At 68.7% G+C, this 20,973-nt stretch carries 17 protein-coding genes; 6 read left to right on the plus strand and 11 right to left on the minus strand.

All coding sequences use genetic code 11. The features are described 5' to 3' along the window. Positions 1–57 precede the first annotated feature (57 nt). From OZ671_RS03190 to OZ671_RS03200, 3 genes are all read left to right on the plus strand, one after another. Positions 58–2,127, plus strand: a complete 2,070-nt coding sequence (locus OZ671_RS03190; RefSeq protein ID WP_268859381.1) for a TonB-dependent siderophore receptor — start codon at positions 58–60, stop codon at positions 2,125–2,127. Further along, complete coding sequence (locus tag OZ671_RS03195; protein ID WP_268859382.1) at positions 2,121–3,239, plus strand: ABC transporter substrate-binding protein; 1,119 nt, start codon at positions 2,121–2,123, stop codon at positions 3,237–3,239. Before OZ671_RS03190 ends, OZ671_RS03195 begins: the two co-directional genes overlap by 7 nt. Positions 3,240–3,470: 231 nt before the next feature. Beyond that, positions 3,471–3,746 (plus strand): Blp family class II bacteriocin, encoded by a 276-nt coding sequence (locus tag OZ671_RS03200; protein ID WP_268859383.1) that lies wholly within the window; start codon positions 3,471–3,473, stop codon positions 3,744–3,746. Positions 3,747–3,808: 62 nt separating this feature from the next. On the opposite strand, the gene OZ671_RS03205 is transcribed toward OZ671_RS03200, so the two are convergent. The 3 genes from OZ671_RS03205 to OZ671_RS03215 are packed head-to-tail and all read right to left on the minus strand — an operon-like array spanning position 3,809 to position 7,808. Continuing rightward, positions 3,809–4,660: an amidohydrolase family protein gene (locus OZ671_RS03205; RefSeq protein ID WP_268859384.1), complete on the minus strand. Its 852-nt coding sequence runs from the start codon at positions 4,658–4,660 to the stop codon at positions 3,809–3,811. Then, the gene (locus OZ671_RS03210) at positions 4,657–6,105 is read right to left on the minus strand and encodes an amidase (RefSeq protein WP_268859385.1); all 1,449 of its coding nucleotides are present in this window, start codon (positions 6,103–6,105) and stop codon (positions 4,657–4,659) included. The genes OZ671_RS03205 and OZ671_RS03210 overlap by 4 nt, the downstream gene beginning before the upstream one ends. Then, positions 6,102–7,808, minus strand: coding sequence for a class I adenylate-forming enzyme family protein (locus OZ671_RS03215; RefSeq protein WP_268859386.1), 1,707 nt, complete (start codon positions 7,806–7,808; stop codon positions 6,102–6,104). The genes OZ671_RS03210 and OZ671_RS03215 overlap by 4 nt, the downstream gene beginning before the upstream one ends. Positions 7,809–8,053: 245 nt before the next feature. Between OZ671_RS03215 and OZ671_RS03220 the strand changes: the two genes are divergently transcribed. Next, positions 8,054–9,079: a LysR substrate-binding domain-containing protein gene (locus OZ671_RS03220; protein ID WP_268859387.1), complete on the plus strand. Its 1,026-nt coding sequence runs from the start codon at positions 8,054–8,056 to the stop codon at positions 9,077–9,079. Here OZ671_RS03220 and OZ671_RS03225 read toward each other — a convergent pair. The 7 genes from OZ671_RS03225 to OZ671_RS03255 form a co-directional block, all read right to left on the minus strand. After that, positions 9,014–9,811, minus strand: coding sequence for an ABC transporter permease (locus OZ671_RS03225; RefSeq protein ID WP_268859388.1), 798 nt, complete (start codon positions 9,809–9,811; stop codon positions 9,014–9,016). The two genes, OZ671_RS03220 and OZ671_RS03225, sit on opposite strands and share 66 nt — an antisense overlap. Before the next feature lie 5 nt (positions 9,812–9,816). Beyond that, positions 9,817–10,653, minus strand: a complete 837-nt coding sequence (locus OZ671_RS03230) for an ABC transporter permease (RefSeq protein WP_268859389.1) — start codon at positions 10,651–10,653, stop codon at positions 9,817–9,819. After that, complete coding sequence (locus tag OZ671_RS03235; protein ID WP_268859390.1) at positions 10,650–11,780, minus strand: ABC transporter ATP-binding protein; 1,131 nt, start codon at positions 11,778–11,780, stop codon at positions 10,650–10,652. The genes OZ671_RS03230 and OZ671_RS03235 overlap by 4 nt, the downstream gene beginning before the upstream one ends. 113 nt (positions 11,781–11,893) lie before the next feature. After that, the gene (locus tag OZ671_RS03240) at positions 11,894–12,925 is read right to left on the minus strand and encodes an extracellular solute-binding protein (RefSeq protein WP_268859391.1); all 1,032 of its coding nucleotides are present in this window, start codon (positions 12,923–12,925) and stop codon (positions 11,894–11,896) included. Between the two features lie 492 nt (positions 12,926–13,417). Next, complete coding sequence (locus OZ671_RS03245; RefSeq protein WP_268859392.1) at positions 13,418–14,614, minus strand: M20/M25/M40 family metallo-hydrolase; 1,197 nt, start codon at positions 14,612–14,614, stop codon at positions 13,418–13,420. 117 nt (positions 14,615–14,731) lie between these two features. After that, on the minus strand, positions 14,732–15,889 hold the full coding sequence (locus tag OZ671_RS03250; protein WP_268859393.1) for an NAD(P)-binding domain-containing protein: 1,158 nt from the start codon (positions 15,887–15,889) through the stop codon (positions 14,732–14,734). Between the two features lie 189 nt (positions 15,890–16,078). Then, positions 16,079–16,339, minus strand: a complete 261-nt coding sequence (locus OZ671_RS03255) for a hypothetical protein (protein WP_146052957.1) — start codon at positions 16,337–16,339, stop codon at positions 16,079–16,081. A 787-nt stretch (positions 16,340–17,126) separates the two neighbouring features. Here OZ671_RS03255 and OZ671_RS03260 point away from each other — a divergent pair. Then, complete coding sequence (locus OZ671_RS03260) at positions 17,127–18,098, plus strand: hypothetical protein (RefSeq protein WP_268859394.1); 972 nt, start codon at positions 17,127–17,129, stop codon at positions 18,096–18,098. Positions 18,099–18,125: 27 nt separating this feature from the next. On the opposite strand, the gene OZ671_RS03265 is transcribed toward OZ671_RS03260, so the two are convergent. Further along, positions 18,126–19,451 carry a sugar porter family MFS transporter gene (locus OZ671_RS03265; protein ID WP_268859395.1) on the minus strand — a complete coding sequence of 442 codons (1,326 nt, stop codon included), beginning with the start codon at positions 19,449–19,451 and terminating at the stop codon, positions 18,126–18,128. A gap of 173 nt (positions 19,452–19,624) precedes the next feature. On the opposite strand from OZ671_RS03265, the gene OZ671_RS03270 reads away from it, so the two are divergent. Then, a complete protein-coding gene (locus tag OZ671_RS03270) occupies positions 19,625–20,959 on the plus strand; it encodes a DegT/DnrJ/EryC1/StrS family aminotransferase (protein ID WP_268859396.1) in 1,335 nt (444 codons plus the stop codon). The last annotated feature ends 14 nt before the right edge of the window (positions 20,960–20,973 follow it).

Below are 20,973 nucleotides of genomic sequence, written 5' to 3' on the forward strand. Positions count from 1 at the left end.
GCTTGGGCGCAACAGGCGGCAAACGACAGCCGGGCGGTTCAGCTCGATGAAATCCAGGTGCAGGGCCACCCGACGATGCCGGCAGGTCCGGACAGCGGCTATGTCGCGCGGCGCACGCAGACCGGCGCCAAGACCGATACGCCGCTCATCGAGATCCCGCAGACGATCAACATCATCACCGCCGACCAGATCCGCAACCAGGGCGCCCAGACGCTCGGCGAGGCGCTGCGCTATTCGGCGGGCGTCGCGCCGGAGACCTACGGCGCCGCCTCGCAATTCGACAGCTACGTGCAGCTCCGCGGCTTCAAGGCCGACCTGTTTCTCGACGGCATGCGCCTGCCCGACGGCAGCGCCTCGACCGACTGGGCGACCGCGGTGGTCGAGCCCTACGGCCTGGAGCGTGTCGAGATCCTGCGCGGCCCCTCGGGCGCCCTTTATGGCCAGAGCAGCCCTGGCGGCATCGTCAACATGGTTTCGAAACGGCCGACCGCGACGCCGCTGCGTGAAGTGCAGATCCAGACCGGCAGCTTCTCGCGGCTGCAGGGCGCTTTCGATTTCGGCGGACCTGTCGACCCAGGCGGACAGGTGCTCTACCGCTTCACCGGCCTCGTCAGGCAATCACAGACGCAGGTCGACTTCATGCACGACGACCGGCTGTTCCTCGCGCCCGCCCTCACCTTCCGGCCGAGCGAAGCGACCACGCTGACGGTGCTCGGCCAGTATCTGCGCGACCGCAACGGCCGCACCAGCTTCAACTACCTGCCGACATCGGGCACGCTCTTCCCCAATCCGGTCAATGGCCGCCTGCCGTTCAACCGTTATGCCGGCGAGCCCGGCTTCGACCGGTTCGATCGCGACCAGGCCATGATCGGCTATGCGCTGGACCATCGCTTCAACGACGCAGTGAGCTTCTCGCAGGGCGTCCGCTTCACCGAAACCGATGTCTATCTGCGCGCGCTGAACCGCAACGGCGAACTTCTGCCCGACAACCGCACGCTCAACCGGGCGGCCTTCCGCATCGACGCGACGGCCCGGACGCTCACGGTGGACAACCGGCTGGTCGCGCGCTTCGACACGGGCGCGCTCCGCCACACCGCGCTGATCGGCCTCGATTACCGCAACGAGCAGACGACCTACAATGTCGGCCGCGGCCTGGCGCCCCCGATCGACATCTTCAACCCGACCTACGGCCTCGCCGTCGCCGATCCCGGCATCAACTTCCAGACCAAGAGCGCAAGCCTCCGCCAGCTCGGCCTCTACGCCCAGGACCAGATCAAGCTCGGCAACTGGGTGGCCACCCTGTCGGGCCGCTACGACTGGACGAGCGTCGCCGCGCGCACCACCACGGTGGCGACGCAGGCCCGTTCCACTGTCCACAACGACAGCGGCGCCTTCACCGGCCGCGCCGGCCTCTCCTATGTGTTCGACAACGGCCTTGCGCCCTATGTCAGCTATTCCACCTCGTTCCAGCCGACGGCGGAAACCGACTTCTTCGGCCAGGTGTTCCGGCCGCTCACCTCGCGCCAGTACGAGGCCGGCATCAAGTACCAGCCGGCCGGGGTCAACGCCTCGTTCAAGGCCGCCGTCTTCGACATCCGCCAGCAGAACACGCTGACCGCCGATGCCGATCCGAGCCATCCCTTCGCCCGCGTCCAGCTCGGCGAGGTCTCGGTGCGCGGCTTCGACGCCGAGGCCCGCATGAGCCTCGGCCAGGGCTGGGGCCTCATCGCCTCCTACGCCTATCTCGACCACAAGGTGACGCGCAGCTCGGTCGCCGCCGAAATCGGCCGCAGGCTCGCCGCGACGCCGGTGCACCAGGCCTCGCTCTGGGCCGACTACACGGTGCAATCGGGCGGCCTTGCCGGCCTGACGGTCGGCGCGGGCCTGCGCTATGTCGGCAATACCACCGATCCGAGCAATACGGTGGCGATCCCGCCGCATCTGCTGGTCGATGCCAGCCTGCACTACGATCTCGGCAACGCCTCGCCGCGGCTGGCCGGCGCCCGGCTGTCGGTGACGGCGAAGAACCTGTTCGATACCTACTACGTGTCCCAATGCGGCAACGTGCCCGGCTGCACGCTCGGCTCGCGCCGCACCGTGCTGGCGACGCTGACCTATCGATGGTGACCGTGCCGATGGCGCTCGCGCGCATTCTGGGGGTTCTCGCGCTCGGCCTCGCCGCCCTGCTCGGCCAGGCGCGCGCCGATGCGCCGATCAGGGTCACCGACCTTGCCGGACGCGAGGTCGTGCTGGCGCGGCCGGCCGGACGCATCGTGCTCGGCGCCTGGGTGAGCCTCGATGCCCTGTCGCTGATCCATCCCGATCCGGTCGGCCTCCTCGCCGGCTGGGCCGACGGCGGCGCCAACGGCATCCAGCCCGCCATCCTGCGCGCGAAATTCCCGGCGATCGACCATGTGCCTGTGGTCGGCCGCGGCACGCTCGACAGTATTTCCGCCGAAGCGATCATCGCGCGCCGGCCGGACCTCGTCGTCGCCTCCACCTTCGATGTCCAGCGCTTCGGCTCGGGTCCCGCGGCCCTGCCGCCGGTCCTGGCAAGGCTCGAGGCCGCCGGCATTCCGGTCGTGGTCGTCGACTTCTTCCTCGAGCCGCTCGCCCATACCGAGCCGAGCCTGCGCATCCTCGGCCGCCTCATCGGCCGCGAGACCGAGGCCGAGGCTTTCATCGGCTTCTACCGTGGCCGGCTCGACCGCATCGCCGGCCGGCTCGCGGGCGCGAGGCCCGCGCCGCGCTCGCTCTTCCTCCATGCCTTCGCGGCGCGTCCCGACTGCTGCTTCACCGCCGGCCCCGGCAGCGTCGACGGGCTGATCCGCGCCGCCGGCGGCGGCAATGTCGGCGCCGAACGGCTGACCGCGCCGATCGGCCAGGTCAGCGTCGAGTTTCTGCTCGCCCGCAATCCGGACGTCTATGTCGCAACCGGCGTCGGCGCGCCCAGCGGCTTCGCGCTCGGGCCTGGCGTTACGGCCAACCGCGCCACGGAAGGTTTCGCCGGCCTGCTCCGTAGGCCGGAGCTCTCGGCCCTCGGCGCGGTCTCCGGGCGCCGGGCGCATGGCCTCTGGCACCTCTTCGTGCACACGCCGGCCCATATCGTCGCCGTCGAGCTCCTCGCCAAATGGCTCCATCCGGAGCTCTTCGCCGACATCGATCCGCGCGCGACGCTCGACGAGATCAACAGCCGCTTCCTGGCGGCGCCGCTCACCGGCACGTTCTGGGTCGACTGAACCGCGGCCGTTTCAGGTCGATGCGCGCTGCCTGGACGAAGTCTCATCGCGTGCGTAACGCAAGCCTGCCGGACGGCGACATCCATTCGCGCTGTCCATTGCATGCCCGTTCACAATGTCTTCAGCTTGACCACCATGGCGTGCATGGGGCGTAAGGTTCGCGTAAGTGCTCGCTCATAGGGTCGGTTCCATCGAAACACCGGGCACAAGCCCAAACGATGGAGACCCTCGATGACCAGCAAGACCGACGGCACCGTTGCGCTGACCGATGCCAGCCTCGAAACCGTGAATGGCGGCTTCGATGTCGTGAAGCAGCTCGAACACATCGGTGAGAGCACGCTGGACGGGGCCAAGACCGGCGGCAGGATCGGCATCCTCGGCGGTCCGGTCTTCGCCTTCGGCGGCATGGGCGCCGGCGCTATCTTGGGCGCGATCGGCGGCGTCAAGGACGCTGTCGGCGACGGCGTCAACGAGGCCGTTGCAGGCCTCAAGACCCTGCTGAAGTAATCGACGCCCTTGCCCGGCCACAGCGCAGCCCCGTCACCCCATGGTGGCGGGGCCGCCGGCCGTCAGGGCAGACGCAGGAAGCGCCGCGCATTCTCGTAGAGCCAGAGGTGCTTGACGTCCTCGCCGATGGGCAAGGCGCGGATCTCCTCGATCGTCCGGCCGATCGGGCCGAGCGGATAGGCGCTGCCGAAGATGATCCGGTCCTTCAGGACGGTGCGGCCATATTGCAGCAGCGGCTCGTAGCCCGAGCCTGCAACCGTCAGGTATTTCGGGCGCACGGCGACGAGCCCGATGCTGACATTGGCGTGGCGCCAGGCGACGCCGATGAGCTCGTGCACCCAGGGAAAGCCCGGCGGCGAGGCGCAGACCCTGAGCTCCGGGAAATCAACCATGACCTCGTCGAGCAGCGAGGGATGGCCGTAGCGCATCAGCGTCGAGGTCGCGAAATTGATCGAGCAGTGGATGTTCACGGGAATGTCCAGCTCGATGCACTTGGCATAGAGCGGATACATGCGCCGGTCGTTGATCGCCATCTTGTGCTCGAAGCACTGCAGGTTGAGGCCGCGCAGGCCGAGCTCGCGCACGGCATGATCGAGCTCGCGCACCGCCGTCATGCCCTTGTTCGGGTCGACCCCGGCAAAGCCGATGAAGCGCGGCCCCTGGCTCTCGCAGAACCCGGCGACATCCTCGTTGCGGATGCGCCAGCCATAGGTGCTCTCGAGGTCGCGCGCCTTGACGCAGATATGGCTGACCCCGGCCTTGTCGTATTCGGCGAGATAGCCGGCAAGATCGCCCTGCAGGGCTTCGGCCGCCCCCTCGCTGTTGGAATAGACCTGGCGATAGCGGTTGAGATGCTGGGCGGCCTTCGGGCCGAAGGCCGGCACCGGCGGGCGGCTGCCATAGTCGATGATCATGATTGAGGTTCCTTGACCGCGAGCGGGGCCCAGCGCCCGGCCCAGGGCTGAAGCGTTTCCAGCGCGGCGGCGACCGCGAGCAGCCGGGCCTCGTCGTGCCAGCGGCCGACGATCTGCAGGCCGATCGGCACGCCGGCCGATGACAGGCCGCAAGGCACGGAGATCGCGGGATGTCCGCTGGCATTGTACGGGATCGTGTAGGGATACCAGGCCTCGCGCAGCGGCCCGTGGTCGACACCCTCGACCACCAGCGGCGCGTCGGCGGCCTGGTCCGCCGGCAGCGCCGGATGGGCGACCGTCGGCGTGATGAAGATGTCGGCGCCGTCGAACAGACGCTCGACCTGGCGGAAGATGTCGGTGCGCGCGCGCGTTGCCGCCGCCAGCCGCTGGTAGGTCTGGGTTTCCGGCTGGAAGGTCAGGCCGAGCCGCGCGGTACGGTCCATGCGCGGGCCGAATTCGGCGAGCAGCGAACCGAAACGGGCATGCTGGTAGGCGCGCATCAGGATCAGCGCCGAGCCGATGTCGAAGACGATGTCGGCGGGCATGGCGACCTCATTGGCGCCGGCGGCGACGAGCCGCCCGACCGCGGCGCCGACCGCCGCCTCGACCTCGGGGTCGACCCAGCGATTGACCGTGAGCGGCGCGTAGCGCAGCCTGAGGCCGGCGAGCGCCGCGACCGGGGATGCCGGCAGCGCGACCTTCTCGGTCGATCCGCCATGCGACCAGGGATCGCGCGGATCGGGGCCCTTCATCACGTTGAACATCAAGGCGACGTCGGCGACGGTGCGTCCCATCTGGCCGATGCAGGTGAGCGAGGCGAAGAGGTCGGTCGTCGTCTCGTGCGGCACCGCGCTCCAGGTCGGCTTCAGGCCGACGACGCCACAGCAGGAGGCAGGAATGCGGCCGGATCCCGCGCCGTCGGTCGACACGTGCAGCGGGCCGAAACCCATGGCGGCGGCGATCGCAGCGCCGCCGCTCGATCCGCCGCAGCTCAGCTCCGGGTTCCAGGGGTTGCGGCTGATGCCCTGGCGCGGGCTGTCGGTCAGCACCTTGTGGCCGAATTCGGGAGTGGTCGACTTGGCGAAGGGAATGGCCCCGGCGCGGCGCAGCCGGGCGACGGCCAGGGCATCTTCGTCGCTGACCGCGCCGGCAAAGGCCTCGGAGGCATATTCGAGCGGCATGCCCTCGACGGCAAGCAGGTCCTTCACCGAGAAGGGGATGCCGTGCAGCGGCCCCGCCGGCCGGCCGGCGGCAAGATCGCGGTCGGCCGCGCGCGCAGCGGCGAGCGCCCGCCCGGCATCGACATGGGAAAAGGCGTTGACCGGCCCGTTGCGCGCGGCGACCTGGTCAAGCACCGCCTGCATCAGCGTCTCCGCCTTCAGCCGGCCCGACCGCAGCTCGGGCAGGAGATCGCTGGCACTGCGGCTCCAGAGAGGTTCGTTCATCGCCAGAGTCCTTCCACCCGGTCATAGGCGCCGATCCGCAGGTCCGCCTTGCCGGCGGTGAGCGCCGCCTTGGCGACCTTCTGCGAGGCGGTGCGCGGAATGTCGTTCACGAAGGCGATGTAGCGGGGGATCTTGAACGAGGCGAGATTGGCCTCGCAGTGGCGGGTGATCAATTGAATCAGCGCATCGTCCGCAGCGACGCCCGCGGCCGGCTGGACGTAGGCCTTCACCTCCTCGCCGCGCGTCTCGTCCGGCACCGCCACGACCGCCACCTCCTCGAGCTCGACCATGTTGCGCAGCACGGTCTCGACCTCCCGCGCGGCAATGTTCTCGCCGGCCCGGCGGACCATGTCCTTGAGGCGCCCGACGATGTAGAAATAGCCTTCCGCATCCTGGCGGAAGAGATCGCCGGTGCGGAACCAGTCGCCGAAGAAGCTGTCGCGGTTCGCCTCCGGCCGGTTGTAGTAGCCGAGCATCAGGCCGGGACCGCGCAGGACGAGCTCGCCGATCTCGCCGCGCGCCACATCCTTGCCGCTCTCGTCGACGATGCGCGCCTCGCGAAACGGCGAGGGAATGCCGCAGGATCCCGAGCCGACCATGTGCAGCGCCTCGAGCGGCATATAGAGCCCCGGTCCCACCTCGGTCATGCCGAAGGCTTCCATGGCCGGCGCGTTGAAGCGCTTGCGCAGCGGCGCGTTGACCTCCTTGCGGTGCCCGTAGATGTTGGCGCGGCGCAGCACCGTCTTGCCGTCGTCGGGGGTTTCGGGCTGCTTGAAGACGATCTCCGGAAACAGGCAGAAGTGGATCCGGTAGTCGCGCAGCCACTGCGCAAAGCGGCTCGCGCTCTGACGCCGCGCGACGAACAGGGTGCCGCGCTGGAAGAAGGCCAGCAGCAGCAGCCATTGCGGGTCCATGTAGAAGAACGGCGTCGACGCCAGGACATTGCGCAGGCGCTTGGCATCGCGAAAGCCGTTCACGAAGGCCGCGCCCAGCCAGTAGCGATGGGTCAGCATGCAGCCCTTGGGAAATCCGGTCGTGCCCGACGTGTACTGGATGTTCATGAGATCGCCGTGTTCCGGCTCCGGCCCGTCATATCGCGCGCCTGCGGGGACGCTCGCCAGCAGCGCCTCGAAGGTCACCGCGCCGGCCGGCAGCAGGCTCGCCGCATCGGCGTCGCCGGGCATGCGGATGATCCTGTCCCGTGCCGGAAAGCGCCCGGGCTCGGCGATCTCGACCGCCTCCTGCCACTGCGCTCCGCATTCGTCGTGGATGACGAGCGCCTCGGCTTCGGCATCGCCGAGCACATAGGCCAGCTCGCGGCCGGTATAGCGAAGATTGACCGGCACCATGACCGCGCCGAGGCGCGCCAGCGCGAGCCAGGTGAGCGGCATTTCCGGACAGTTCGGCAGCATCACGCCGACCCGCATGGCCTTGGCGATGCCGAAGCCGGCGAGCGCCGCGGCGAGGCGATCGACCATCGCGTCGAGCGCGCCGTAGGTGATCGTCTCGCCGGTCTCGAAGAAGTTCCAGGCGGTCGCGCCGGGCGTCTCCGCCGCGGCCTCGCGCAGCAGCGCGCCGATATTGCGCGGAAAGACGAAGGCCTCCATTTCGCGGTGCCGGTCGGCCAGGCTCATGGCCCCGATGCGCGCCAGATAGGCATCCGCCCAGACCGGCTGTTCATTCTCGATCGACACGTGCGTCATGACATTCCCGGGGTCGAAAGCGCGATCCAACAGGTCCTGAAGTTATGACAATGGACCGTTGGTCAGGACACAGCCGCGGCGCTTGGGCCGCATCTTCCAATTCCGCGATTTTCTGATCGAAATCGCGGCTCGAAAACCGCTGTGACCGGCAGTATTCCGTGATCGGACAGGCGCTTCAAATTTCTTTTTGACTGAAGTTCATGCACGCTGGTTATGTTCTGAAGCGACGAACCCGGAGGAGCGCCTTGCGGATCACCCACCGCCAGCTGGAGGCCTATGTCCAGTTCATGGAGACCGGCACGGTCACGGCCGCCGCGGAGCGCATGCGGCTGTCACAGCCGGCCATGAGCAAGATCCTCGCCGGCCTCGAGATCGATCTCGCGCTCACCCTGTTCGAGCGCAAGCGCAAGCGGCTCGTGCCGACCGACGAGGCGCATCTGCTCTACAAGGAGGTGCGCCGGCTGTTCGGCTCGCTCGCCGATGTCGAGCGCTTCGCCAGCGACCTCAGGCATTTCCGCACCGGCGAGCTCAGAATCGTCTCGGCGGCATCGATCGGTCATACGCTGGTCGCCGACGCGCTCGTCGATTTCGCCAAGGCCAATCCGTCGGTGGCGGTGTCGCTGGACGTCTCCAGCGTCGTCGGCACCGACGTGCTCGGCCAGAATGTCGATGTCGGCTTTTCGGTCAGCCAGTTCCACCACCCGGACCTGGTCACCTATCCGTTGCTGCACGCCAGCGCGGTCTGCGTGATGACCGCCGACCATCCCCTGGCGAGCCGCGACGTGATCGTGCCGCGCGACCTCGAAGGCGCGGAGTTCATCTCGTTCAGCCGCAACAGCCGGATGCGCCACCTCACCGACGCCGTGTTCGAGCAGCAGCGGGTGCCGCGCAAGATGCGCGCCGAGGTGTTCTCATCGGTCGAGGCCAATGCCTTGGTGTCGCGCGGCCTCGGCATTGCCATCGTCGAGCCGATGGGCGTGCATCAGGGCTTCTGGCCGGGGCTGGTGGCGCGCCGCTTCGAGCCGGCGATCGAGTTCACCTTCAACGTGGTGCTGTCGCGCCGCCGGCGGGTCTCGGCCGTCACCAATGCCTTCCTGGCGGAGCTGCGCCGGCGCACCGAGGCGCTCGCCCGCGGCGAGGACCCGCGCGCCGCGCCGAGCCTCGCGATCAGGCTGCCGCGCCGGCGCGGCCGGGACGACGGCGATCTAGGCGCCGTCGCGGCGGACGAAGAAGGTGAGCCCGGCGACGCGGTCGAGGATGACCACGGCTAGCACCGTGATGAGCACGCTGATGGTCGAGATCGCGGCCAGCACGGGAGTCGCGGAATCCTGCACGAAGGAGAAGATCTGCACCGGCAGCGTCGTGATGTTGGGACCGATCAGGAACATCGTCACGGTCACCTCGTCGAACGAAATGATGCCGGCGAACAGCAGCGAGGTGAGGATGCCCGACCGGCACATCGGCAGGACGATGTCGCGCAGCGCCTGCCATTCGCTGGCGCCCATCACGTTGGCCGCGCGGATGAGATCGGGATCGATGCTGCGCAGCGCGACGTGGATCGGCCGGTAGGAGAAGGGCAGCGTCACGATCAGGTGGGCGATGATGATGCCCGGCGCCGTGCCGATCAGGTCGAGCTTGGCGATCAGCGCGACCATGGCCACGCCCATCGCGGCATGCGGGAAGAACAGCGGCGAGAAGATCGCCAACTCGAGCAGGGCGGCAATGCGCGGCGCGTGGCGCACGGTGTAATAGGCCGCCATGAAATTGCAGGCGGTGACGATGACCGCGGTCACGGCGGCGATGCCGATGCTGATGGCGAAGGCGCGCGGCCAGCGCGGGTCGCTCAAGGTCTCGACATACCAGCGCAGGCTGAGCACGTCGGGCGGAAACTGGATGTAGCCGCTGTCGCTGAAGGAGGCGCCGACGACGATCGCGATCGGCGCGGGCAGCGAGACGAGCAGCGCGATGCCGAGGCCCCTGGCGATGGGATTGAGCGAAGCCATGACGCTTACTCCAGATTCGCCAGCAGGCGCCGCTCGATCAGCTTGAGCAGCAGGAGGGACAGGAAGCTGATGGACAGGAGGCAGATCGACCAGGCCGCGGCCTTGTTGATGTTGAAGGTGTACATGACCTCCTGGTAGATCTGCGATCCCGCGAACTGGTGCGACATGCCGCCGAGCAGGATGGGGGTGACGATCGCCCCGATGCTGGCGAGGAAGATCACCATCAGCGCGGTGAAGGCGCCGGGCAGCGACAGCGGCAGCACGATATAGCGGAAGGTCTGCAGCCCAGCCGCGCCGAGCACGCCGGAGGCCTCTTCGAGATTGCCCTCGATGTCGAGCAGCGAAGACAGGATCGAGATCACCGCGAAGGGGATCAGCACGTGGGTCAGGCCGATGATGATGCCGAGATCGTTGAACATCAGCGACAGCGGCGCCTCGATCACGCCAAGCCAGGCGAGCATGGCGTTGATCACGCCCTTGGGGCCGAGCAGCACCAGCCAGCCATAGGTGCGCACCACGAGGCTGACCAGCCAGGGCACCAGCACCACGATGAGCAGCAGGTTGCGCCAGCGGTCGAGGCGCCAGAGCAGGAGCGCGATCGGATAGGACAGCACGACCGAGAGAACGGCGACCAGGAGCGACGACAGGATCGTGCGCAGGAAGACAACGTGATAGTCGGCGCGGCTGAGGATCTGGCGGAAATAGCGCAGTGACCAGCCGCCGTCGTCGGCAAAGCCGCTGCTGAAGAGATGGATCACCGCCGCGAAGAACATGCCGAGCAGGACGAGCACCGGTACCAGCAGCAGCGCCTTGGCCGGCGACGAGGCTTGCGTGTCGGTCATTCGCGCTCTCCGAAGGCGCTCGCCATCGCACCGGCGAGCGGCGCATGGAGCTGGGCGTCGGCGGGAGCGAAGGTGACGGCGCAGGCCGCGCCGATCGCCGGCAGAGCCTCGCCGTCGCGGGCAAGCCGGACGGCGGTCAGCCGGCGCCCGCCGCAGGTGAGGACGATGCGGATGATCGGCCCGAGCGCGATGCGGTCGACGACGGTCGCCGCGAGGCTGGCCGCGCCCACGGGCACGTCGTCCGGCCGGCGCACGTCGAGCTGTTCCGGACGCAGGCAGACGAGGCAGGCCGCGCCCTCGCGCGGGGCGAAGGCGCGGGCGGCGGAGGCCGGCAGGACCAGCCGGCCCGCCGCCGTGTCGACGGCCAGCGCCTCGGCGCCGGCAGCCGCCACCGTGCCGGCGATCTCGTTGAGCTCGCCGATGAACTTGGCGACGAACAGGTTTTCCGGACGGGCATAGATCGCGCGCGGCGAGCCGAACTGCTGGACCCTGCCCGCGCTCATCACCACGATGCTGTCGGAGACGAGGGTCGCCTCCTCCTGGTCGTGGGTGACGAACACGAAGGTGGTCTTCAGCTGCTTCTGGATCTCCTTCAGGCTGACCTGGAGCTGCTTGCGCAGCTGCAGGTCGAGCGCCGACAGCGGCTCGTCGAGCAGCAGGATCGAGGGTTCCAGCACGAGGGCGCGGGCAAGCGCGACGCGCTGCTTCTGGCCGCCCGAGAGCTGCGAGATGCGGCGTCCGCCGAGGCCGGTGAGACCGACAAGGTCGAGAAACATCCCGACCTTGCGGCGCATCTCGGCCGGCGCGACCTTCCGCAGCTTCAGGCCGTAGCCGATATTCTCCTCCACGCTGAAATGCGGAAACAGCGCGAGGTTCTGGAACACCATGCCGATCGGCCGGCGCTGGGCCGGCAGGCCGGCCATCGGCCGGCCGTCGATGCGGATCTCGCCCGTGCTCGGCTCGATGAAGCCGGCAACCAGCCGCAGCAGGGTGGTCTTGCCGCAGCCGGAGGGCCCGAGCAGGGTCAGGAACGTGCCGGCCTCGATGGTGAGGTCGACGCCGGACAGCACCTCGGTCTGGCCGTAGCTCTTGGAGACCTTGGCGATCGCGATGGCACCCTGGGACACGCGGGACGGCGAGGCCTGGAGGCCAGGCCCTGATTGTGCGTCGGACATGAACGATAAACCAGTGGAAGGGAGAAGCGGGACCGGGAGATGCCCTCCCCTCGCCCGGCGGTGTCTCAGCGGCGCGCGCCGGCCGCGATCTGTTCGACCTGGTCGAGCCGCTCTTCATAGTGGCCGACCACGGCATTCCAGTCGGGAATGTACATGCGCTTCATCAGGTCGGCGCGGCTCATGCCGAGCGCACGCTCGACATCCGGCGACAGCATGGCCTGATTGTTCGACGGGATCGACCCGTTCTGCGCCGACAGGCGGGTCTGCGCCTCCGGATCGAGCAGGGCGTTGAGATAGGCGATCGTCTGGGCGCGATCGGCCGATCCCTTGGGCACCACCACCACATAGGGCAGCATCAGCGCTCCTTCCTTGGGAATGACCATGTCGATGGTCGTCTGCCCCTCGCGCCTCAGGTTCCAGACGCGGGTGGAATAGAACGGCACGGCGGTCACCTCGGCGCGCGCCAGCAGCGTGTTCATGTGGGCGAGCGAGGTATAGGTGGTCAGCGCATTGGCGAACATGGCGCGCAGCGGCGCAAGGCCCGGCCGGACGTCGCTGGCGCTGCCGCCATTGGCATGGGCCATGATGGTGAGGTCGTAGGAGGTCGCGTAGACCGGGCGGGTGACCGCCAGGCGGCCGCGCCAGCGCGGGTCGGCCAGATCGTTCCACGACTGGAAATCCGAGGCCTTGGCGAGCGTCGTGTTGTAGGCGATGCCGTAGTAGGCGAAATGGGTGGAAAGGCCGACGATCTTGCCCTGCGCATTGCGGACGACGAGCTCTTTCGGCAGTTGGGCGATGGCCGGGATCTCGCTGTCCTCGAAGGTTTCGAGCAGGCGCGACCTGGCGAGGCCGATCGCTTCGAAATAGGTGACCTCGACGACATTGTACTGCGAGGCCGTGGGCGAGCGGACGAGGCCGGCCGTGTTCGGGACCTCGGCCATGCGGGCGGCGATGCCGGTGCGCTGAACGAACTGGGCCTGGAAATGGTCGCGCAGCACCGCCGCGCCGCCGCCGCCCCAGGTCGCATGAATGATGTCGGCGCGCGCCGCACCCATGCCCATCGCCAGAGCCATGACGGCACCGACCCACGTCTTCATGGTGTTTCTCCCGAATTTCCCCACCGGCCGCTCTCAGCCGCGGCCTTGCCAGCGCACAGTCCAATGCAGGTCAGGGCTTTGCAAATTCAAACGTGCGCGCACTTTATTCCTGGAAGTTATGATCTCGAGAGACCGGTGCCGACATGCGTTATCGTTTCCGGCCGGCTGACAAAACAGGATGCGGCAGGCGGCAGGAGACCTCGCCGGCCGGCGCAGCAGCGGCAGGACTCCGCAGGACGCGATCGGGCTGCCACGATCGCGCGCGCCGGCCCGATCCGCCATTGCGGACGCCCTCCCGTCCGCAGCGCGCCGCGGGCTGCGCCAGGTTTGGCCGGATCAGGGTATCGTTGAAGCGCTCGCGACGGTGGCGGCGCGTGATATGGGCTTGCGCGCACATGGGCGGCCGCCGCGGCGATCCGCGGGCGGCTTCCGCTTTGGCGGAGCCGGAGCCTTGCCGCAGCAAGGCTCCGCGCAGCCCCCGGGCAAAGACCGTCAGCGCAGCGTCGCGAGGGCGAGCGCGAGGCGGCAGGCATCCTGGAAAGCCGGAATGTCGATCCATTCGTCGACCGTGTGCGGCTCGTTCTGGCCGGCGCCGAACGTGACGGTCGGGATGCCGTGCAAGGTGAGCCAGTTGGCGTCCAGGCCGCCATTGGCCAGCTTCGGATTGGGAGTGAGGCCGAGGCTTGCGATCGCCGCCGTGCCGCGCGCGACGACGGCCGCGGCGCGGTCGATCGAGAAGGCGTGGTATTTGCGGTGGCGCGTGAACTTGACCGTGCCGGTCTTGCCCTCGCTGCTCGTCACCGCCTTCACCGCCCGCTCGAAGGCCGCCTCGTAGGCATTGGTGATCTCGTCGACGAAGCCCATGTCGTGGCTGCGGCTCTCGCCTTCCAGGAAGGCGTAGTCGGTAACGACATTGGTGGCATCGCCCGCCGCCCGGCCGCCGCGGCCGGCGATCGTGCCGAGATTGCTGGTGCCGCTGCGCTCGCCCTTGACCACCTTGCCGAACCAGCCGCCGGCGCGGATGTCGGCGAGCGCCACGGCTGCGATCATGGTGGAGGAGATGCCGCGCTCGGGCGCAACCCCGGCATGGGAGGCCCGGCCGAAGATCTCGACCTCCCAGCTGTCCGCGCCGACCGCCCCGGTGACGAGATCGGAGGGCCGGCTGCCGTCGAAATTGAAGCCCATCGCGACCGGGCCGACCGCGGCCATGTCGATGTGACGCGCGCCCCACAGGCCGCTCTCCTCGCGCACGCAGAAGACCAGCACCAGCGGCGGGTGATCGAGGTTCTGGCGCGCGAGCTCGGCCGCCAGCGTCACCAGCACCGCGCAGGCCGTGCGGTTGTCACCGCCGAGCGCCGTATCGCCGCCGCTGACGATCTTCGCGCCGTCGATGCGCGCCCGCGCGCCGGCGCAGAGCGGCACCGTGTCGAGATGGGCCATGAACAATAGCGGCTCGGCATTGCTGAGCGCGCCGCGGCCGGGCAGCTTGACGATGAGATTGCCGGTTTCGGTGGGCACGGGAATGCGCGTATTGGCGTCGTCGAAGCTGATCGCGCCGGCGGGCACGCCGACCTCGACCAGCGCCCGCGCCACGTCCTCGCCGATCGCCTTCTCCTGGCCGGTGACGCCCTCGATGGCGAGAAAACGCATCAGGCGGTCGAGCGCTGCCTTGCTGTCATGGTTGGTCATGGTTCGGTTCGCTCCCGCAGGTGATTGCAATGCCGCGCATCTTGCCGCGCCGGGCGCCAAGGAGGAGTGCCGCATCGGCAGGGCCGCCCTGCCCTGCCGGCACTGGACCCGACCGTCTCAGGCCGCGCCGGTTCCGGCCATGCCGAGAAAGGTTGTGAGCTCGCGGGCCGCAGCGCCGCCCGCACGGTTCGCGCCGATGGTGGAGGCGGACGGTCCGTAGCCGACGAGATGGATGCGCCGGTCCTTGGCGACCGCGGTGGCGAGGCGGCCGGTCATGACGATGCCGCCGCCCGGCTCGCGCAGCTGCAGGGGGCCGAGATGATCGAGCGAGGAGCGGAAGCCGGTGCACCAGAGGATGACGTCGGCCTTCTGCCTGCGGCCGTCCTCCCAGACGACGCCGTCCTCGGTGATCGCGCTGAACATGGGCAGGCGCTCGAGCGCTCCGCGCGCGCGGGCCGCCGCGAGCGCCGGGGTCAGGAAGATGCCGGTGGCCGAGACGATGGAGCCCGGCGGCAGGCCGCGGCGCACCCGCTCCTCGACCCTCGCCACCGCCGCCCGCCCATCCTCGGCCGTGAACGGCCGGTCGCGGAAGTGCGGCGGCCGGCGGGTGACCCAGGTGGTCGAGGTCACCTGCGAGATCTCGTCGAGCAATTGCAGCGCGGAAATGCCGCCGCCGACCACCAGGACATGCCGGCCGGCGAAGTCCCGGGCGCTCTTGTAGTCGTGGGCGTGCAATTGCCGCCCCCTGAACAGCGCGGCGCCGGGATAGTCCGGGATGATCGGTGTCTCCCAGGTGCCCGTCGCATTGATGATGCCGCGCGCCGAAAAGGTCTCCCGGTCGGTCTCGATGCGCAGGCGGTCGCCGCGATCGCAGACGACGGTGACCGAGACGGGACGATAGACCGGCAGCGCGAACCGCTTCTCGTAGGCGGCAAAGTAGCGCGGCACGGCGACCGAGGCCTGCACGTCAACGGCGTCGGGATCGACGACCTCGGCGAAGGAGAGGCCCGGCAGGTCGTGGACGCGGTTGACCGTGCTCAGCGTCAGCGACGGCCAGCGAAACTGCCAGGCGCCGCCCGGCCCGGGCGCCTTGTCCAGCACCAGATAGTCTCGGCCGGGCGCAAGGCCGAGCTGCCTCAGGTGATAGGCCGAGGAAAGGCCGGCCTGCCCCGCGCCGATGACCACGATGCCGACCTTCAGCGCGACCCGCACCTCGGACGCTGCGGGCTCCTGCATTTCGCCGACCGGCGGCGGGGCGGATGGCTGATCGGTCATGCGTTCATCTTCGAGTCGGCCGTGGCATGGGCGGTCCGGCGTGCCGGAGCATCATGCCACAGGATAGGGGGCCATCGCGAAACTGCCCGCGCCGGCCGGCGGCCGGCCTGAAATGACGAAGGCCGCCTGTCGGCGGCCTTCTCTCGGCAGATGAGGCTTGGCCCGCCGTTGCGGGCTGGAAGCGTGGCGTCAGCGGCGAGCCCGCGGGATCGAGCCGCCATTGCGCACGCAGGATTGATACATCGCGGCGCGGGTGCGCGAGATGCCGATATCGTTGCGATCGCCGGGCACGGCATCGACGACATCGTGCATGCATTTGGAAATGACCTGCGGATTGTTCCGCTGCCGCGCCGAGCGCGACTGTGCGTCAGCCGTACTGACGAGAAAAAGCATGGTTGCAACAGATGCGGCCGAGACAGTCAGAACAGATGCCAGGTTGAACCGAGCCATTTGACCCTCCTATTCGTTACCTCAATCGTTGTCGAAGAACATCCTCCGGAAAGATTCCTAAAAATGATGGACCATTCAGGAAGATCTTCTCGCATTGGGAGTTTGATATGCTCGAAAATTTTGTCAAGCCCCCGTTTCGACACTCATATTCAGCATTAAGAACACGACAAAGTAACGCTACGGGACGACGAGAACGCGCAGCGTCACGGCCGGCACCGAAACGCTCTTCCATACCTCCGACTGTCCTGACCTGCACCGCCGACGGGCGTGCCGGCCGCAGAAGGCCATGCTCCGGGCGGCGCCGATCGGCGCTCCGAACTCCCTGGCTCCAGGCCGGCCTTCTTCGTCAATGGCCTCGACATGACGGCCTCTCGCGACGATGCGGCGGTAATTTGAGCACATGTCGGGGCCTGTTGACCAACGTAATTCGCCTGATGCCCCAAGACCGAGCACAGCCGGGCCGCTGCGAAGGCTGCGCCGCTCCCCGGCGATCCGATCCGGCCCGTCGCCGTGCGCGGCCGAGCCTTGTGAAAACCACCGGGCCGTCCCGGCCGTCACAGCCGGCAGAGCGGGCCTCCGTATAACGCCCGATTAACGGCGACGCCGAGATTTGCCGATGATCGGCTGTCGCGCGCCGGCGGCCGGCCTCAAGTGGGGCGGGAACGGCTTGCACTCCTTTCGCAGAGGGCTACGAACGGAGCTGGCGCGCGGCTGCAGGCCGGCGGCTTGGGGGGCATCAATGGCAATGGATCCGGTCTTCAACACTGGGTCGGGGACGGAGCTTGCAATGAAGCTCCAGCTCACCTCCCTTGCCCTTGGCTGCTCGACCAGCAAGGAACTCTGCGCGCGTTTCGCCACGGTCAATCCGGAAACCGCCTTCACCACGCAGAACGCCTACAAGTGGGTCCGGGGCAAGGCGACGCCGCGGCTGTCGAGCGTCTACGAGGACTGGGCGCGCATTCTTGGCGGCGGGCTGACCGCCTCCTTCATCGCCGCCTCCTCGTTCGACGAGTTCGCGCAGATGATCAGACGGCATCTTCCCGTGCCGGATTCGGCGCTGACCAAGCTGCGGCACGATCATCCGAGCCCGCCGGCTCCGGCCGCGCCGGCAAGCGGGCCGGCTGCCGACAGCCCGATGCGGCCGCCTTCCTTGCGACCGAACCAGTGGCTGGCAGGGGACTATCTCGCCGTTTCCCTCGCGTGGTCGCAGCTGAAGACGGGCAACCTCATCCTGGGCCGCGCGGAAATCGCGCCCGCCGATGGCGGCGACTTCACCATCCGCTACACCGAGAGCCTGTTCGGCCAGGATGTCACCATGACCGGAGCGATGCTGTGCGACGGGCGCACGGCGCAGGCGGCGGTGCGCTGCAGCCTGACCCTGCGGCTCTATTTCTTCGCGCTGCGCGCGCCCGCGCCTCCCGCCAACATCATCGGCGGCATCCTCAGCGGCGCGGCGCTTCATGACTTCGAGGCGCGGGCGGTGGCTGGACGGATCATCCTGATACGCGATCACCTGAAGCGCGGCGATCCGCTGCATCGGCCGAGCTATCTCGCGGCATCGCCGGAGCTCCTCGACGAGGAGCTCGACCATCTCGGCTATGCCGGCGATCCGCAGCGCATGGCCGCCAGCCGGCGGCTGCTCGCGCTGCTGCAGGCGCCGCCGCCCCATGGCCTCATCGAGATGCCGCCCGATGCGCTGGGGGCGCTCGGCCTGGACTTCGATCGCATCGCCCCCAGGATCGCCCATGCCGGCGGTTGACGGGCGCGCGGGCGGCACGCCCGGCCGTCAGCGGGCGGCGCCCGCGCCCGCCCCGACGGCACGCAGGGCGACGCCGGCGAGGACGTCCCGTTCGATCGTTTCGAGCGAGCGGCCGCGCGTCTCCGGCACGAAACGGACGGCGACCCCGAGCGCCAGCAGGCAGACCGCCAGGAACAGCCCGATCACCCCGGCGAGACCGATCGCTTCGACGAGCGAGAGGAAGGTGAAGGCGACCAGCATGTTGAACAGCCAGCTGGTCGCCGAAGCCGCGGCGACGCCGGTTTCCCGGATGGCGGCGGGGAACAGCTCGGCCATGAGCACATAGGGCAGCGCGCCGAGGCTCATCGCGAAAGCCACGATGTAGATGCCGAGGCCGGCGAGTCCGATCCAGGGCCAGTCGTACAATGCCGCAGCCACCACCGCGGCGAGGCCGGCGGCCATGACGGCGGAGCCGGCGATCAGCAGCGGGCGGCGGCCGAGACGATCGACGAGGAGGAGCGCGGCGAGCGTCGCAGCGAAGTTGAGCAGGCCGAGGCCGAAGGTCGCCGCCAGCGCCGCCGTGCCGGCCGAAAAGCCCAGGCTCTGGAAGATGCGCGGGGCATAATAGAGGATGCCGTCGATCCCGCTGAGGTTCTGCAGCACGAACAGGGCGCTGCACAGGGCCAGAACGGCGCGCGTGCTGCCCAGCGGAATGGCCGACCAGACCGGCGCGCGCGCAGCGGCCGAAGCCGGCGGCGGCTCCCAATCGGCTTCGAGATCCAGCAGCCGCGCCGCGCGGTCGTCGACCATCCGCCCCTTGGACCGAAGCCAGCGCGGGCTCTCGGGCAGGATCGCCACCACCAGGAGGCCGAGCGCGGCCGGCACGATGCCCAAACCGAGGATCACGCCCCAGGACGCGCCCGGCAAGCCGAGCGGCGTTCCATAGGCGGCGAGAATGCCCATGGTGACCGCCAGCTGGAACAGGGCCACCACCGCGCCACGCTGGCGCGCCGGCGTGATTTCGGCCGCATACATCGGCGCCACCATGGACGACAGCCCGACGGCGAGGCCGGCCAGAACCCTTGCCGCGAGCAGCCAGCCATAGGGCGGCATGGCCAGCGTGATGATGAAACCTGCGCCGGCCAGGACGAAGGCGATGATGAGGGCCGGACGCCGCCCGAGCCTTGCCGAGAGCGGCCCGGCGGCGACGGCGCCGAGGAAGCTCGCGCCGGGGAGGCAGGCGACCAGCAGCTGCTCCTCAAAGAGACCGGTCGCGAACTGATCCTTGAGGTGATCGAGCACCCCCGCGATCGACGCTGCGCTGTAGCCGAACAGGAGTCCGGACAGCGTTACCATGGCCATGATCATCGGCATCGCAGTTCCACGCTTTCCACTTTCTTCCGGGATCTTCCAACATCAGCAAATAATGCCGATATCGGCCTCGCTGCACCCGGTGTAACAATATCATCTCATCAATCTATACATCGAATATTTATGTATTCAAAAGTATTTTTGAATACATATCCATAACAATTGAGTATATCGCCATGGCAACCGCGGAACCCGCCACGCTCCATCCGCAGCACCTGCGCCCCAATCGGCTGGCCATCGACGGCGGAACGCCGGTCCGCGCGGAGCCGCTGCCCTGGGAGCTGCCGGGTGCGCAGTGGATCGGCGAGGAGGAGCGGGAGCTGGTCGAGCGCGTCATCCGCGCGCGCAGCCCGTTCCGCTTCTACGGGCCCGACCCGCAGCACATGGTCGAGACGCTCGAGCGCGAATGGTGCGCCATGTTCGGCCATCGTCACGCGCTGGGCGTGTCCTCGGGCACGGCGGCGCTGGCCATCGCGGTCTCCGCCCTCGACATCGGCCCGGGCGACGAAGTGCTCATCCCGGGCTATCTCTGGGTGAGCTGCGTTGCGGCGGTGGTGCGCGCCGGCGCGATCCCGCGGCTGGTCGATATCGACGAGACCTTCTGCATGGATCCGGCGGACCTGCGGCGCAAGATCGGCCCGCACAGCCGCGCCGTGCTCTGCGTCCACATGAGCGGCGCGCCCGGCCATATCGCCGAGATCGCGGCGATCTGCCGGCAGCATGGCCTGAAGCTGATCGAGGATTGCGCCCAGGCCGCCGGCGGCAGCCAGAACGGCCGCGCGGTCGGCCGGTTCGGCGACATCGGCATCTTCAGCTTCCAGCTCAACAAGAACATGACGTCGGGCGACGGCGGCCTGATCGTCTGCGAGGACGACGCCCTGTTCCGGCGGATCGTCGCGCTGCACGATCTTGGCTATCCGCGCACCGCCGCGGGCCGCCTCGACACCTCGGACGAGACCTGCCAGCTCTGGGGCATGGGCGCCCGGATGTCCGAGCTCGCGGGGGCCATGGCGCTCGCCCAGATGCGCAAGCTGCCCGCCATTACCGGGGCGATGCGCGCGGCCAAGTGGCGGGTCAGGCAGGCCCTGGCCGACGTTCCCGGCATCGCCTTCCGCAACGTGCCGGATCCTTCGGGCGATACCGGCCCGGTGCTTTTCATGCTGCTGCGCGACGAGCCGACCGCCGCGCGCTTCGTCGCGGCGCTGCGCGCCGAAGGCATTGTCGGTCCGCCCGGAAGCCTCGTCTGCATCTCCACCCGCGAATGGGGGCTGCACTGGTATTCGAATATTCCGAGCCTGGTGAACCGTCGCTCCAACGCGCGCGACGGCTTCCCCTGGTCGCATCCGGCGAATGCCTTCGCGGCGGACTACCGCTACGGCCACGGCGCCCTGCCGGCCTGCGATGCGTTTCACGCGCGCGGCGCACTGCTCACCATCGGCTCCGTCCTCAGCGAAGCCGACGTGACCGACATCATCCTGGCCATCCGCAAGGTGGCCAGCACGCTCCAGTAGCCGGTTGCTCGGGG

This window comes from Phreatobacter sp. AB_2022a, assembly GCF_026847585.1.
Classification (GTDB): domain Bacteria; phylum Pseudomonadota; class Alphaproteobacteria; order Rhizobiales; family Phreatobacteraceae; genus Phreatobacter.